The sequence below is a fragment of the Streptomyces sp. NPDC024632 genome, assembly GCF_055559175.1.
The window spans coordinates 19,059-35,173 of sequence record NZ_JBVHLD010000011.1 but is presented as its reverse complement, the minus strand read 5'-3'; the positions used below and the strand labels follow the sequence as shown (position 1 = coordinate 35,173).

General features: G+C 75.3%; 10 protein-coding genes and 1 pseudogene. All 11 read left to right on the top strand.

Annotated elements, in window-relative coordinates; genetic code table 11:
- Nucleotides 1-57: 57 nt before the first annotated feature.
- Entirely contained in the window at nucleotides 58-336 is a 279-nt protein-coding gene (locus tag ACZ37P_RS23020; protein WP_467348402.1) for a YlxR family protein, read from the top strand.
- Nucleotides 337-493: 157 nt separating this feature from the next.
- Nucleotides 494-3,640 (top strand): translation initiation factor IF-2, encoded by a 3,147-nt coding sequence (infB, locus tag ACZ37P_RS23015; protein WP_366823806.1) that lies wholly within the window; start codon nucleotides 494-496, stop codon nucleotides 3,638-3,640.
- Nucleotides 3,641-3,756: 116 nt separating this feature from the next.
- Nucleotides 3,757-4,050 (top strand): DUF503 domain-containing protein, encoded by a 294-nt coding sequence (locus tag ACZ37P_RS23010; protein WP_355349778.1) that lies wholly within the window; start codon nucleotides 3,757-3,759, stop codon nucleotides 4,048-4,050.
- A gap of 34 nt (nucleotides 4,051-4,084) precedes the next feature.
- Nucleotides 4,085-4,594: a 30S ribosome-binding factor RbfA gene (gene rbfA / locus ACZ37P_RS23005; RefSeq protein ID WP_391050311.1), complete on the top strand. Its 510-nt coding sequence runs from the start codon at nucleotides 4,085-4,087 to the stop codon at nucleotides 4,592-4,594.
- Nucleotides 4,591-5,529, top strand: coding sequence for a tRNA pseudouridine(55) synthase TruB (gene truB / locus ACZ37P_RS23000; RefSeq protein WP_355349784.1), 939 nt, complete (start codon nucleotides 4,591-4,593; stop codon nucleotides 5,527-5,529). Before rbfA ends, truB begins: the two co-directional genes overlap by 4 nt.
- A gap of 291 nt (nucleotides 5,530-5,820) precedes the next feature.
- The gene (locus tag ACZ37P_RS22995; protein ID WP_467348400.1) at nucleotides 5,821-10,005 is read left to right on the top strand and encodes a serine protease; all 4,185 of its coding nucleotides are present in this window, start codon (nucleotides 5,821-5,823) and stop codon (nucleotides 10,003-10,005) included.
- A 316-nt stretch (nucleotides 10,006-10,321) separates the two neighbouring features.
- Nucleotides 10,322-10,624 (top strand): annotated as a pseudogene (locus ACZ37P_RS22990) (PEP/pyruvate-binding domain-containing protein); the annotation flags it as partial.
- A gap of 273 nt (nucleotides 10,625-10,897) precedes the next feature.
- Nucleotides 10,898-12,829: a PEP/pyruvate-binding domain-containing protein gene (locus ACZ37P_RS22985; RefSeq protein WP_467348566.1), complete on the top strand. Its 1,932-nt coding sequence runs from the start codon at nucleotides 10,898-10,900 to the stop codon at nucleotides 12,827-12,829.
- A complete protein-coding gene (locus tag ACZ37P_RS22980) occupies nucleotides 12,826-13,788 on the top strand; it encodes a hypothetical protein (RefSeq protein WP_467348399.1) in 963 nt (320 codons plus the stop codon). The genes ACZ37P_RS22985 and ACZ37P_RS22980 overlap by 4 nt, the downstream gene beginning before the upstream one ends.
- 153 nt (nucleotides 13,789-13,941) lie before the next feature.
- Nucleotides 13,942-14,784, top strand: a complete 843-nt coding sequence (locus ACZ37P_RS22975; protein ID WP_467348398.1) for a phosphatase domain-containing putative toxin — start codon at nucleotides 13,942-13,944, stop codon at nucleotides 14,782-14,784.
- A 294-nt stretch (nucleotides 14,785-15,078) separates the two neighbouring features.
- Nucleotides 15,079-16,104, top strand: a complete 1,026-nt coding sequence (locus ACZ37P_RS22970) for a bifunctional riboflavin kinase/FAD synthetase (protein ID WP_401852049.1) — start codon at nucleotides 15,079-15,081, stop codon at nucleotides 16,102-16,104.
- Nucleotides 16,105-16,115 lie beyond the last annotated feature (11 nt).

The following is a 16,115-nucleotide window of genomic DNA, read 5'->3' as shown; positions in this document are numbered from 1 at the left end:
AACCGTGCGTCGGCACACTCGAAGGAGTGAGGTCGGTGCGGGGAGGTAGACTAAAGAGTGTCTGGTCGGACGCGAAGCCCAGCATGCCCGGAGCGAAGTTGCATCGGCTGCCGGGAGCGTGCGGCCAAGAGCGAGCTGCTGCGTGTGGCGGTGGACGGTGACACCTGTGTTCCCGATCATCGCGGTACGCTGCCCGGTCGGGGTGCGTATCTGCACCCCGCCCTTGCCTGTCTGGACCTGGCGGTCCGCCGCCGGGCGTTCAACCGGGCCTTCAAAGGCCCGGTGACGCCCGACACCGCGGAGTTGCGCCGGTTCGTCGAGCAGGCAGCCCCGTAAGAAGTAGGAAGAACGGCACGGGTCACCGTGCGGTCAGGTACCTCGCGAGATGGAAGTAGGTCGAGATTGCGATGAGCACTCGATGAGTACGCGATGAGTACGCCCATGAAGTAGCGACGGTCCGGCGGACGATCACCCCGGACCTAAAAGGAGCGAAGTGGCTAAGGTCCGGGTATACGAACTCGCCAAGGAGATGGGAGTCGAGAGCAAGGTCGTCATGGCCAAGCTCCAAGAACTCGGCGAATTCGTCCGTTCGGCGTCCTCGACGATCGAGGCGCCGGTAGTCCGCAAGTTGACTGACGCTTTCCAGGGGCCCGGTGGCAACACCAAGTCCGCTGCGAAGCCCGCGGCGCCGCGCAAGAGCGCGCCCGCCGCCAAGCCGGCCGCGCCCACCCCGGGTGCGCCGGCCCGTCCCGCTGCCCCGGCGCCGAAGCCGGCCGCCGGCGGCCCCGTGACCCCGGCCGCGCCCGCGGCCCCGGTCGCCCCGAGCGCCGGCCCGGCCGCCGGTGCCGGTACCGCACCGACCCCCGCGGGCTCCGGCCCGCGCCCGGGTCCGAAGCCGGCCCCCGCCGCGCCCGCCCCGAAGCCCGCTCCGGCGGCTCCGGTGCCCGCGGCGGAGTTCCAGGCACCCCCGTCGGCGCCCGCGGCCCCGGCCGCGCCGCGCAGCGGTGGCGCCACCCCCGGCCCGCGCCCGGCGCGCCCGGCCCCCGCCCAGAGCGGCGGCACCGGCCAGCGCGACACCCGTGACGGCGGGGCCCGCCCCGCGCGTCCCGCCGGTCCCGGCCAGGGCGGTGCCCGCCCCGGCGGCGCCCGTCCCGCGGGCCCGCGTCCCGGCAACAACCCCTTCACGTCCGGCGGCTCCACCGGAATGCAGCGCCCCGGCGGCGCCCCGCGTCCCGGCGGCGACCGGCGTGACGACCGTCCCGCCCGCCCCGGCGGCCAGGGAGCCCCGGGCGGCATGCCGCGTCCCGGCGGCGCCCCGCGCCCCGGTGGTCAGGCAGGCGGTCCCGGCGGACAGCGTCCGTCCCCCGGCGGCATGCCCCGCCCGCAGTCCTCGGGCCCCCGCCCGAACCCCGGCATGATGCCGCAGCGGCCCGCGCCCTCCCCGGGCGGGCGTCCCGGCGGTGGCCCCGGCGGCCGTAGCGGTGGTCCCGGCGGCCGTCCCGGCGGCGGCGGTCCCGGCGCGCGTCCCGGTGGCGGCGGCGGTTTCGCCGGCCGTCCGGCGGGTCCCGGCGGCGGCGGTCGTCCCGGTGGCGGCGGTGGCGGCTTCGGCGGCCCGCGCCCCGGTGGCGGTGCTCCCGGCGGTGGCGGCGGCTTCGGTCCCCGTCCCGGCGGCTTCGGCGGGCGTCCCGGCGGTCCGGGCGGCCGTGGTGGCACGCAGGGCGCGTTCGGTCGCGGCCCCGGCGGCCGTCCGGCGCGCGGCCGTAAGAGCAAGCGTCAGCGGCGCCAGGAGTACGAGGCCATGCAGGCCCCGTCCGTGGGCGGCGTGCTGCTGCCCCGCGGCAACGGCCAGACCGTGCGCCTGTCGCGCGGTGCCTCGCTCACCGACTTCGCCGAGAAGATCAACGCCAACCCGGCGTCGCTCGTTCAGGTGATGCTCAACCTCGGTGAGATGGTCACGGCGACCCAGTCGGTCTCCGACTCCACGCTGGAGCTGCTCGCCGGCGAGATGAACTACGTGCTGGAGATCGTCAGCCCGGAGGAGGAGGACCGCGAGCTGCTCGAGTCGTTCTCCATCGAGTTCGGTGAGGACGAGGGCGGCGAGGAGATGCTCGTCTCCCGCCCGCCGGTCGTGACCGTCATGGGTCACGTCGACCACGGTAAGACCAGGCTTCTCGACGCGATCCGCAAGACCAACGTGGTCGCGGGCGAGGCCGGTGGCATCACCCAGCACATCGGTGCCTACCAGGTCGCCACCGAGGTCAACGGCGAAGAGCGCGCCATCACCTTCATCGACACCCCGGGCCACGAGGCGTTCACCGCCATGCGTGCCCGCGGCGCCAAGTCCACCGACATCGCGATCCTGGTGGTCGCGGCCAACGACGGTGTGATGCCGCAGACGATCGAGGCGCTGAACCACGCCAAGGCGGCCGACGTGCCGATCGTGGTCGCGGTCAACAAGATCGACGTCGAGGGTGCCGACCCGACCAAGGTGCGCGGACAGCTCACCGAGTTCGGTCTGGTGGCCGAGGAGTACGGCGGCGACACGATGTTCGTCGACATCTCCGCGAAGCAGGGTCTCAACATCGACTCCCTGCTGGAGGCCGTGGTCCTGACCGCGGACGCCTCGCTCGACCTGCGGGCCAACCCGGAGCAGGACGCGCAGGGCATCGCGATCGAGGCGCACCTCGACCGCGGCCGCGGCGCCGTGGCGACCGTCCTGGTCCAGCGCGGCACGCTGCGGGTCGGCGACACCATGGTGGTCGGCGACGCGTACGGCCGAGTCCGCGCGATGCTCGACGACAAGGGCGAGAACGTGGAGGAGGCGACCCCGTCGACCCCCGTCCTCGTGCTCGGTCTCACCAACGTGCCCGGCGCGGGCGACAACTTCCTCGTCGTGGACGAGGACCGCACCGCCCGCCAGATCGCCGAGAAGCGGGCCGCGCGCGAGCGCAACGTCCGCTTCGCCCGCAAGGGTGTCCGGTTCTCCCTGGAGAACCTGGACGAGGCGCTCAAGGCCGGTCTGGTCCAGGAGCTCAACCTCATCATCAAGGGCGACGCGTCCGGTTCGGTGGAGGCTCTCGAGTCCTCGCTGCTCCAGCTCGACGTCGGCGACGAGGTCGACATCCGGGTCCTGCACCGCGGTGTGGGTGCGGTCACCGAGTCGGACATCGACCTGGCGACCGGCTCCGACGCCATCGTCATCGGCTTCAACGTCCGTGCGGCCGGCCGTGCCGCGCAGATGGCGGAGCGCGAGGGTGTCGACGTCCGCTACTACTCGGTGATCTACCAGGCCATCGAGGAGATCGAGGCGGCCCTCAAGGGCATGCTCAAGCCGGAGTACGAGGAGGTCGAGCTGGGCACCGCGGAGATCCGCGAGGTCTTCCGCTCCTCCAAGCTCGGCAACATCGCCGGTGTGCTGGTCCGCTCCGGCGAGGTCAAGCGCAACACCAAGGCCCGTCTGCTCCGCGACGGCAAGGTCATCGCGGAGAACCTCAACATCGACGGCCTGCGCCGCTTCAAGGACGACGTCACCGAGATTCGTGAGGGTTACGAGGGCGGTATCAACCTCGGCAACTACAACGACATCAAGATCGACGACGTCATCGCGACGTACGAGATGCGCGAGAAGCCGCGCGGCTGACGCGGCTGCCCGGCCGTGCGGTACGCCGTACGGCCGGGCGACGGTCCGGGGCCGGGGCCGGTCGGCGGGAGAAATCCCGTCGATCGGCCCCGGCCGTCGGCTGTAACGTCGTACCCATGTACGCAGGCACGCTGTGCTTCGACCTGCTCCTGGGTGACGTACGGTCCCTGAAGGAGAAGCGGTCCCTCGTCCGTCCGATCGTCGCCGAGCTGCACCGCAAATTCGCGGTGAGCGTGGCGGAGACCGGCGACCAGGACCTCTATCGCAGGGCCGAAATAGGAATCGCGGTGGTGTCGGGAGACCTCGGACACCTCAAGGACGTACTCGACCGGTGCGAACGCTGGATGATCGCCCGTCCCGAAGTGGAACTGCTGTCCGCACGGCAGCGTATCCACGGCGACGACGAGTGAGCAGAACGCCCAAGGACACAGAGAGAAGAAGACGATGACCGACACCGCGCGGGCGCGAAAGCTGGCCGACCGCATCCGGGTCGTGGTCGCGGAGACCCTGCAACGGCGGATCAAGGATCCGCGGCTGGGGTACGTGACGATCACCGACACCCGGGTCACCGGCGACCTGCGGGAGGCGACCGTCTTCTACACGGTCTACGGAGACGACGAGGAGCGGGCGGCCTCCGCCGCGGCCCTGGAGAGCGCCAAGGGTGTGCTGCGCTCCGAGGTCGGACGGCAGACCGGGGTGCGGTTCACCCCGAGCCTGGCCTTCGTCGCCGACGCCCTGCCCGACAACGCCAAGACCATCGACGACCTGCTCGCCAAGGCCCGCGCGGCCGACGAGGAGGTCCGCAAGTCCGCCACCGACGCGCAGTACGCGGGCGAGGCGGACCCGTACCGCAAGCCGTCCGACGACGAACTGGACGACGACGACCTCGACGTCCCGGCCGCCGCCGACCCGGACACCCGGCCCGACTCCGAGGGCGGTCCGGCAAGCGCATGACACATACCGGCTCTGAGCGACCGGAGGCGAGCCGGGCGCGGAAGGGGGCCCCGTCCGGGCTTGTCGTCGTCGACAAGCCCGGCGGGCTCACCTCGCACGGGGTGGTGTCGCGGATGCGGCGGCTGGCGGGGACCCGGCGGGTCGGGCACGCGGGCACGCTGGACCCGATGGCGACCGGGGTGCTGATCCTCGGCGTCGAGAAGGCCACCCGGCTGCTCGGCCACCTCGCGCTCACCGAGAAGGAGTACGTCGCCACGATCCGGCTCGGCCGGACGACGGTGACGGACGACGCCGAGGGCGAGATCACCGCCGTCGCCGACGCCACCGGGGTCACCAGGGAGAGCGTCGACGCCGGGATCGCCGCGCTGACCGGCCCGATCCAGCAGGTCCCCTCCAAGGTCAGCGCGATCAAGGTGAACGGCGTGCGGTCGTACACCCGGGTCAGGGAGGGCGAGGAGTTCGAGCTGGCCGCCCGGCCGGTGACGGTCCACTCCTTCACCGTCCAGGACATGCGCCGGGTCGACGAGCCCGAGGACGCCGTCGGCGCCGTCGACCTCGACGTGACCGTCGTCTGCTCCTCCGGCACCTACATCCGGGCCCTCGCCCGCGACCTGGGCGCCGGGCTCGGCGTCGGCGGCCATCTGACCGCGCTGCGCCGCACCCGCGTCGGCCCGTACGGGCTGGACACCGCGCGCACGCTGGAGCAGTTGGAGGAGTCCTGCACGGTCATGCCGATCGAGCAGGCGGCCGACGCGGCCTTCCCGCGCTGGGACGTGGACGCCGACCAGGCCCGGCTGCTGGCCAACGGCGTCCGCATCAAGGCCCCGGCGCTGCCCGACGGGCCGACCGCCGTCTTCGGCCCCGACGGCCGCTTCCTGGCCCTGGTGGAGGAGAAGGACGGCCAGGTGAAGATCGTGGCGGTCTTCCCGGAATAGCCGTCCGTCCCCCCTGCGTCCGTGCCCGGCCCGGTGTGACCGGGCCGGGCTCTGGACACCGTGGAGCGCGGCCGTCTGTCCCCTGAGCGGCCCCGCTCCACGATCCCCCTCGGTCCCCCCTCACGTCTCCCTATCCATCCGGAACCCGGAAATCACCCCAATGGGCGGGCGCTCGGAGTGAAGCGAGGGAGCACAGGGGGGCGCTTTTCCTCCGCGATCTAGGCGGGAGATCATCGGGCACCTACCGTCGAAGCGGGACGAAACGGGGCGCGGCGGTGGGGGAGGTGCCCGATGGCGGTACGCGGGGCCGACGTGGACGACGCGTTGGTGCGGGTCTGTGACCTGGCGGGACGGCCACGCGGGACGGGTTTCCTCGCGGACGCCGACGGCACGATGGTGACCAGTCACGAGGCGGTCGACGGGCTCGCCCGGCTGGTGCTGCACGCGCCGGGGGACCAGGTGTGCCTGGTCGAGGCGGAAGCGATCACCGTACTGCCCGAAGCCGGGCTCGCGCTGGTCGCCACCGAGGGGCTGAATCTGCCGCCGCTGCCGATCGCGCCCCGCGGCCCGGCCCACCCCGAGCGACGGGTACGGCTGAAGGTCCCGCAGTGGACCGACGGCGTCGTCCTCGGCACCGCGTCCGTCACGTACACCGCCACCGACCGCTTCCACCTGCTGGAGGAGGTCTACGAACTGGGCCTCGGCGCCACCGACATGAGCCGGGTCGCGCCCCAGTCCTCCGGCGCGCCGCTGATCGACGCGGCGACCGGCGCGGTACTCGCGGTCGCGGTCACCGCGCTGCACGCGGGACACCGGGCGGCCGGTTTCGCCGTACCGCTGCGGGCCGGACCCGGCACGCCGGAACCGCTGGCCGCGCTGCTGGCCAGGAACGCGGCGACGGTGCCCGCCTACGGTCCGCACCTCAACCTCGCGGGCGCGCTCCAGCTCACGGGTACGTCGGTCGGCTCCGCGGCCGGGCCCGGCCAGTGGCGGGAGCCGGTCGCCAGGCCCGAAGTCGCCGACGCGCTACGGGACTTCCTCGCGCCGCGGGGCGAGACCGCGCCGCTGGTGCTCGGCCTGGTCGGCGACCCCGGCAGCGGGCGCAGCACCGAACTGGCCGCGCTGGCGGCCCGCCGGGCGCGCGGCGCGGAACCCGCGCCGACCGTCTGGCTGCGCGGCGCCGAACTGCGGCCGGGCGACGGCGGGATCAAGGACGCCGTCGAACGCTCGCTGCGGACCGCCGCCCGGATCGTGTGCGCCGCCGCCGGGCGCGGCGGCGCTGTGGGCGGCGACCCGCCGTTCGCCTCGCCCGACGCCGTCGCGGCGCTCGCGCGGGCCGCGGGACGGCCGCTGCTCGTCCTGCTCGACGCGCCCGAGGAGATGCCCCCGGTCCTCGCGCACGCGCTCGCCGACTGGACGGCGGGCACGGCGAGTTGGCTGCGCGCGGGCGGGGTGCGGCTGATCGTCGGCTGCCGCCCGGAGTTCTGGGAACAGGCCGGGTCGCTGCTGCCCGCGGGAATGGCGTACGCGCCGCCGCCCGCCCCGTACGTCGCCGTCCGCGCCCTGCCGCCCTGCCTGCGGCTCGGCGACCTGACCGACGTCCAGGCGGTCCGCGCGCGGACCCGCCACGGCCTGGCGCCGGACGCCCTGCGGCCCGCCGACGCCGCGCACCCGCTGGCGCTGCGCCTGCTCTCCGAGATCCAGGCGTCGCTGCCCGGCGGCACCGCCACGGACGGCGCCGCGCCGACCCGCGCCGAGATCTTCGCCGCCCACCTGGACCTGGTGTGCCTGCGGATCGCGGTCCGGCTGGCCGCGAGCGCCGAGCGGCCGGTACGCGGCAACGGCGTACGGCGGCTGGCCACGCGGGTGGCCGGGCAGGTGCACGAGGCGGCGCGGCGCTGTCTGGGGCCGGGGCAGGGGGAGTTGGACCGCGAGTCCTTCGAAGACCTCTTCCCGTGGCGTACGGGGTGGGCGTCCGCCGTCCTCACCGAAGGGCTGCTGGTGCCCGCGGGCGCCGGATACCGCTTCGCGCACGAGGAGGTCGCCGACTGGCTCCAGGGCCTCCACCTCGACCTGGACGCGGCCCTGCACGCCCTGGTCCACCGCTGGTTCGCGGCACCGGCGGGCGGCACGGAGGCGCCGGTACGGCTGCCGCAGCGGCCCGCCGCCGTCCACGCGGGCGAGCCGCCCGTCCCGCCCGCCCCGGCCGTCGCCCCGCCCTCGGGGCCGCGCTCCCTCCCCGTCCCGCGCCACCGCCTCGGCCCGGTCCTCCAGGCCATGCTCGCCACCGACCCCGACACCCTGACCCGCCATCTGCGCCACCTCATCCACCGCCTCGACCACCAGGCCATCGCCCCCACCCGCCATGTCAGCGCCCCGGACCCGGACCCGGCCGCGCCGCCGCGCCGCTCGGCCCCCGTGCGCCGCCCCGCGTGGGACGCCTGCACGGACGCCTACCTCGACACCGAGACGGTCCCGAACCCCCGCTCCCGCCAGCGCCCCCGCCCGACGCCCGCGGGTCCGTGCCAGGGAGGCGGGGGCGGCGGAGGCGAGGGGGTGCCGGACGGGGATACGGGCGGGGGCGTTGGCGGCGGGCCGGTGGGGTTGCTCGCCGGGAGCGCGGGAGCGCCGGGCGGGGGAGCGGGCGTGGTGCCCGCTGGCGGTGCGGGAGGCGGTGCGGGGGTGTCCGGCGGCGGTCCTGCGGGGTGGTCGGTGGCGTGCGGCGGGTGGCCGAGTGGCGGCGGCGGTACGGGCGGGGCCGGCGGTGGTGTCGGCGGGCAGTGGGTCTCCGGCGGCGGTCCCGCGACGGTCGGTTCGGGGCAGCGGCTGGACGGCGGAGACAGCGCGCCGGGTCGGGGGCCGTGCGGGGGGCCGGACGAGGGCGGGGGCGCGGCGTGGGGGCACTCCTCGTGCGAAGGCGGAGGACCGTCGTACGCGAGCGGGCCGCGGGCCCGGCGCGGGGACGGGGTGTCGGCGCGGCGGGGGGATGCCGTGTGGTGGGCCGCGCATCTGGTGGGAGAGGTGGTGACGCGGCTTGGGGACGCGCGGAACTACCGGGGCGTGCTGCGGCTGTTGGCCGAGCGGGTCGCGGTGCGGTCGGTGGAGCGCGGAGGGTTCACGCCCGAAGGGCTCGGCGGGCTGGGCGAGTTCGGCCCGGCGTTCTGGCGGCGGGTGCCGTTGCCGCTGGGGGAACGGCTCGAACTGCTGCGGCTGCTGCTGCCCGCCGACCGGCCGCCCGTACCCGGTGAACCGGCCGACCCCGAGACCCGATTCCTGCCCGCCGTCGCGGAGCTGCTGCGGGAGGCGCCGGCCGAGGCCCTGGCGGCGGTGTGCGGGTGGTTCGACGACGACCGGCCGCTCCAGACGGCGCCGGGCGCGGACGGCCCCCGGCTGACCGTCGCGTCCGCCGCGCAGGCGCTGCTGCACACCCACCGGCGGCTCGCCGTGGACGAGTTGACCGAGGCGCTGGTGGCCGCAGGGCACCCCGGCGCCGACGAAGTGCTCGCCGCGCTCGCCGAGGACGAGCCGTCCGCCGTGTGCAGGGCCGTCGACCGGTGGGCGCACGACCCGCGCCCCGACCGCCATGTCGCGGCAGCCTCGTACGGCCGCCGCGCCGCCGCGTTCGTACGCTCGGAGGCCGACCGGGAACTGCTGCGGTACGCGGCCCTCGCGATCCTGGCCCGCCCCGGCGACTGCACTCTGCACGGCGCCGCGCTCGGCCTGCTGGTACGGGATTCGGTGACGCGTTCCCGCCATCTCGACGCGGCGCTGCGGCACTTCGCGGCGGGCGATCCCCACCTGCCCGCGGGCGCACTGGCGGCAGCCCTCGGCACGCACCCCGAACCCGTACTCGCCGCCTTCCAGACCCGGCTGCGCGCCCCCTACCCCGACGGGGGAGCCGCCGAGGTGCTGGACGAACTGGCCGGGGTCACCTCGCCCGCCCTCGCCCGGCGCGCCGCCGCCCTGGCCCAGGACCATCTGCTGCACCACCCGGACGGCGCGGCCGACGTCGCCCGCTTCCTGGACCGGCGGCTGGAACAGGGCCCCGGCGTCCGGGCCGTCCTGCTGCCGCTGGCCGCCGCGCTCATGACCGACCACCCGCCGGACGTCCGCCGCACGCTGCTCCCGGTTTTCGCCGCCCCCGGCACCCACCTGTCCCGGCCGCTGCGTCAGGAACTCCTCGACATGGCGCTCGCGGCGGAACGCGACCCCGGCGTCCTGGACGCCCTGCTCGCCGCCGCGGCCGACGGCTGCCACCGCAGGCCGACCGTCCTCACCCGCGACCTGGTCCACCGCGTCGGCCTGCTTCTCGGCCGTACGCCGGAGGGCGCCGCGCAGTTCGACCGCCGGGTCGTCGAACTGGCCGCTTCCTGGCCCGACTTCGGCCGCCTGGTGCGCGAATGGCTCAAGACGGGCGGCACATGGGACGCGGTGATCGGCCCGAGCGCGAGACGCCGTCTGGAGGCGGCGGCCTGACGGGAACGGCCGGGGATCTCCGCAGCGGCCACCTCGGATCGCCGGCCCATGACCGCCCGTCACCCTCTGGCGCTGGGGGGACAGCCTGCGCAGCCCGTCAGCGCGTCAACTGCCCGGTGACCGGCCGCTGTCAGGGCGGCCGGAAACCGCCGTTTCGAGGGTAGGCGGTCACCTATGAGGCGTTCCTCACGTCACGTTGGTGGATGGGGAAGGTCTCCAGGGTGAAGGGACGTTGTAGTCGAGGAGGCGCGTCCGCCGCGGGCCACGAGCCCGGCGGTGCACGCCTACCCGGGCGGCAGCCGCGGAAGGAGCGCAGATGCGCGTCGACGCTGAAGAGCTGGCAGTGGTGCCCTTGGAATCACCCTTGGCCCACGAGGCCGCGCTGGCCGGGGCCAAGGCGGCGAATCTGGCCCGGGCGGCGGCGCGGGGGCTGCCGGTGCTCCCCGGCTTCGCCCTCGTCCCGGCCGCCCGCGCGCCCGGTGCCCCGGCCGGGACGGCGGCTCTGCGCCGCGCCTGGCAGGAGCTGGGCGGACCGGACGGCGCCGCGCTGGTGGTCCGTTCCTCCTCCGCGCACGAGGACACCGCCGAGTCGTCCATGGCGGGCCGCTTCGAGTCCGTCCTCGACGTACGCGGCTGGGACGCCTTCACCGACGCGGTGCGGGCGGTGCTGGACTCCGCCGCGCGCGTGCCGTCGCCGCCCTGGCCGTCCGCGGAGGACATCTCCGGAACTGGACCCGGAGCCGGAACTGGACCCGGAACTGGACCCGGACCCGGAACCGGAACTGGAGCCGGAACTGGAGCCGGATTAGGAAGCGCGCCAGGACAGGGGCCCGGTCCTGGGCCAGGACGGGACGCCGACGACGCGGCCGAACCCGCAGTCCTCCCCGGAGACATGGCCGTCCTGGTCCAGCCCATGCTGCGGGCCTCCGCTGGCGGCGTCATGTTCGGCGCGGACCCCGTCGAGGGCCGCTACGACCGCGTCCTGATCAGCGCGGTCCCCGGCGGCCCCGACCGCCTCGTGGACGGCAGCACGCAGGGCGTCCGCTACCAACTGACCCGCCGTGGACGGCTGTTGCGCACCGAACCCGCGCCCTCGGGGCACGGCCGGGTGACCCGGCTGCTCGCACGGCCGCTGCCCGGCCGTCGGGAGCGGCGGCCGGAGCCGGGGACCCTCACCGCGCGGGAGCGGCAGCCGCTCACCCGGCGGCAGTTGGTCCGGCTCGTGCGGCTGGCCCGGCGCGCCGAGCGCGTGTACGGCGGGCCGCAGGACATCGAGTTCGGCTTCGCGGACGACGGGCGGCTGTGGCTGTTCCAGGCGCGGCCGATCACCGCGATGGCGGCCCGACCGCCGCGCGGGGCACGGCTGTTGGGGCCGGGACCGGTGAGCGAGACGCTGCCCGGTGTGCTCCAGCCGCTGGAGGAGGACCTGTGGCTGGCGCCGATGGCGCACGGGCTGACGCTGGCCCTGGACATCGCGGGCGCCGCGTCCCGGCGGCGGCTGCGCAAGCTGCCGGTGGCCCGTACCGTCGAGGGCCGCGCCGCCGCTGACCTGCGGCTGCTCGGCGTGACACCGCCCGCGCACCCGGTGCTGCACTTCATCAACCCGGCCCCCGGCGCCCGCCGCGCCGCCGCGGCCTGGCGGGTCGGACGGCTGCGCGGCGCGCTGCCGCTGCTCGCGCAGGACCTGATGGCCGACGTCGACCGGCAGCTGCACGACTTCAGAGCGCCCCGGAAGATGCTCAGCGGCGAGCTGCTGAACGCCGTCTCCTGGGGACGCAACGCCCTGTCCGCCCTGCACGCCCAGGAGTCCCTGGCGGGCGCGCTGCTGGACACCGGCACCGGTACGGGCGGCGGAGCGAGCGCCGGTACGGGAGGCGCCGCGAGCGCCGGCGCGGGCGGAGGGACGACGGCGGCGGGCGAGGCGCTGGCCGTACTGGCCGAGGGCCGCGGCCGGGGCGCCACCGACGCGGAGCTGATCGCCCACCACCCCGTCCTGCTCACCCTGCTGCCGCCCACCCTGGGCGAGCGCGGCCCGCTGCCCGAGCGCGTCGGCTGGAACGGAGTCCCGCGCGGTGTCGGCTTCCTGAGCGTCCGTGAGGGGCTGCGGCTGCGCATCCGCTGGGTGCAGGAGATGCAGGCCGCGATGGTCCGCGAGATCGGCACCCGGATGGACGCGTACTGCCTGGTCGGCGAGCGGCGCAAGATCGCGCTGCTGCGCTGGGACGAACTGCTGGGCGTCGGCGCGGGCCGCGGCCGTCCGGCCGACCTGGCCGAGCGCACCCCGCGCCCCGAGACCCCGCCGCTGCCCGCCGCCTTCCGGCTCGCCGACGGCGCACCGCAGGCGGTGAGCCTGGCCCGCGGCCGTACCGGTCGGGGACAAGGCGAGGGCCAGGGCGCGGGCGGCGGTCAGGGCGCGGGGACCGTCTGGGACGGGGCGGGCGTACGGCCGCCGGACGCCGTGCTCGTCGTCCGCTCGCTCGACCCGGCGCTCGCGCCGCTGCTGCCGGGCCTGTCGGGCCTGGTCGCCGAGACCGGCAGCGTCCTGTCGCACCTGGCGGTGCTGGCCCGCGAGTACCACGTGCCGACCGTCGTGGGCGTCACCGACGCCGTCGGCCGGTTCGCCCCCGGCTCCGGCCTCGCCGTGGACGGCGGTACGGGGGCGGTGGAGCCGACGGGCGGCGGTACGGGGACGGTGGAGCCGACGGGCGGCGCGTCCGACGCACCGGGCGCGGAGCCGGACGGGTCCGGCGACGCCCCCGCCCCCAGGGACGGGCGCGCCGCGCTCGAGGCGCGGGACGAACCGCGCAAGGGGGCCGTCGCGTGAAGTACGTCAGCTACCTCTTCGGCGGCCTGTCCACCCTCGCCGCGGGCATCTACCTGGTGATCTACCTCTACCGCTGGGAGTGGCAGCGCGCCGTCATCTGCGGGGTGCTGCTCCTCGCCGTCGAGGGCTTCCTCGTCTGCGTGATCCTGCTCGGCCGGATGGGCCGTCTGGAACGGCGGCTGAGCGACGCGGACGCCCGGATGGAGGAAGTACGGCAGCGCCTCGAACACGCCAGGGAGACCTCCGCGCACCCCTTCCGCTGGCTCGGCAACGGCAACGGCAACGGCAACGGCGGTGCGAGCGGCGGCGGTTACGGGGACAGCCGCGACGGCGTGGACGGCGGCAACCGTACGTTCGTCTTCGTACCGATCCTCATGGTCACCGGCGCGGCGCTGTCCGGTGTCGCCTGGGTGATCCAGCGGATCGCGGCGGTCACCGCGCGGCCGGGCGCGGAACGGCGGCTCGCGGGCCGCCTCGCGCCGCTCGCCGCCCCCTCGGGCGGCGTGCACGGCGTCATCACCCAACTGGAGGACAACCCGGCGGTGCCGCCCGCGCGCCGACGGCGCCCGCTGCTGACCGGATTCGGCGCGGCCGCCGGGGTCGTGCTGCTGGTCTACCTCGTCTATGTGCTGTCGGAGGCCACCGAGACCCGCGAGGAGTCCAGGCCCGACGCGGCGGCCAGCACCGTGGTCTTCCGGATCGACGTGCACGGCACCGACGACGCCAGGGCGCGTGAGCTGGCCGCCCGCGACCTGTGGGAGGGCTGCCGCCGCTCCACCTCCTCGCTCAACCCCGACGCCAGCCTCGGGCGGCTCGCCGACGGCGTCTTCGCGGGGGTCATCCGGCCCGCGCTCAGTCCGCACGACATGATGCGGCTGCGCGGCTGCCTCTCGGACGCGAGCGTGAACCGGGCCCACGCCAAGGTCCTGGGCACGGGACAGGCGGGAGTCCCGCACTGACCCGCCCTCTGCGCGGCCCCTGCGAGGGCCCGCGTGCCGGAATCGGGCACTGGCCCCGGAAGCAGCGGCTAGCCTGACGGGACGGCCGCTGCCCTCGGGGAGGGACGGCGGCACCTGTGCCCAGGTTTCCGCTCCCCAGGTGGTGAACCCCGCTTGTCCGAATCGGCCGCTCTCCCGATCCCGATCCCGATCCCGGTCCCTGCCCCGACGTCGTTACGGTGGCCCGTACGCGATCCCGTACGCGATTCCGTCCCCGGCCCGGCGCGCGGTCCCGGAACCGACCACGAACCCGATCCCGCGGGCGACTTCGGGCCCGGCTCCCTACCGCCCGCCGCCCCCGGCGCCCGGATCTGGGCGCGGCGGGTGACGAAAGTGCTGCTCGGCTGTCTGCTCGGCTACGGCGTGCTGTGGGCCGCCTCCGCGGGCGGCATGCTCGCGGTCTCCGCGTGGGCGCGGCACGGCGCCTCGGCCGGTTCCGGCGAGCGGACGGCGGGCATCAACCACTTCCTGGCCGTCGACCCGCACGTGTGGCGCGGGTCCGCGCCGACCGCCGCGGGCTACCGGGCGTTGGCCGACCGGGGCATCCGTACCGTCGTCGACCTCAGGGCGGAGGATCTGTCGCCCGCGGAACTGGCCCTGCCTTCCGCCGCGGGCCTGCACGCCGTCCGGCTGCCGATCCGCGACGGCCAGACTCCCACGGAGCGGCAGGTCGACACGTTCCTGCGGATCGTGAGGACCTCGCAGGGACCGGTCTTCGTGCACTGCGGCGCGGGCGTCGGCCGTACGGGCTCGATGGCCGCCGCGTATCTGGTCCGCACCGGACAGGCCGACAGCCGCCAGGCCGCGCTGCGCACCCTCGCGGTCGGCCCGCCCTCCATCGAGCAGGTCTATTACGTGCTCAACGTGTCGCGCGACGACACCGACCAGCCGCCGCTGCTCGTCCAGGGCGTGAGCCGGTTCCTGGACGCGCCGCGCCGCATCATGGCCTCGCTGTAGACCGCGCCGGCCGCGGACCGGGCCAGGCGTGCGCCGCGCTCGCCGCGGACCGGGCCCGCGCCCGCTCCGCCGGAGCCGTCGCGGAACCGATAAAGTCACGCCCGTGTCGGAGGTCGGCGAGCGGGCGGGATGTCGCGGTCCACATCACATTCGAACGGGCGCCGCAGGTGGGAAGGGCCGACGCCGTACGCGCGGACCGTGCCGATGGGCACGGCATCGCGGCGGCATGGCAGGCTTGGACCCGCAGGACAAGACAACACGGTCAGTGATTCGGCGAAGAAGCGGAGCGTCAAGGTGCAGCGCTGGCGGGGCTTGGACGACGTTCCCGGTGACTGGGGACGCAGCGTCGTCACCATCGGCTCGTACGACGGCGTCCACCGCGGTCACCAGCTCATCATGGGCCGCGCCGTGGAGCGCGCCCGTGAACTGGGGCTGCCCTCGGTCGTCGTGACCTTCGACCCGCACCCCAGCGAAGTCGTACGGCCCGGCAGCCACCCGCCGCTGCTGTCCGCCCACCACCGGCGCGCCGAACTGGTCGCGGACCTCGGCGTGGACGCGCTGCTGATCATCCCCTTCACCAGCGAGTTCTCGAAGCTGACGCCGAGCGAATTCGTCAAGACCGTGCTGGTCGAGGGGCTGCACGCCAAGCACGTGGTCGAGGGCCCCAACTTCCGCTTCGGGCACAAGGCGGCGGGCGACGTCGAATTCCTCTCCGCGCTCGGGCTGAAGTACGACTACGAGCTGGAGGTCGTCGACCTCTTCGTGCGCGGTGAGGCGGGCGGCGGCGAGCCGTTCTCCTCCACCCTGACCCGGCGGCTGGTCGGCGAGGGCGACGTCGAGGGCGCCGCCGAGATCCTGGGCCGCCCGCACCGCGTCGAGGGCGTCGTCGTCCGGGGCGCGCAGCGCGGACGCGAACTGGGCTACCCCACCGCCAACGTCGAGACCCTGCCGCACACCGCCATCCCCGCCGACGGGGTCTACGCGGGCTGGCTGCACGTCGACGGCGAGGCCATGCCCGCCGCGATCTCGGTCGGCACCAATCCGACCTTCGACGGCACCGCGCGCACGGTCGAGGCGTACGCGATCGACCGCGTCGGCCTCGACCTGTACGGGCTGCACGTGGCGGTGGACTTCCTCGCCTATCTGCGCGGGATGGAGAAGTTCGACACCATCGACGCGCTGCTGGAGCGGATGGCCGACGACGTGAAGCGGGCCAGGGACCTGGTGGACGCCGCCGACTCGGCCGCCGCCACGCCCCCGCCCACGTCCGCGCCCGAGCCCACGTCCGCGCCGACCGAGCCGTCGCCCGCAGCCGAATAGCCTCGGGCCAG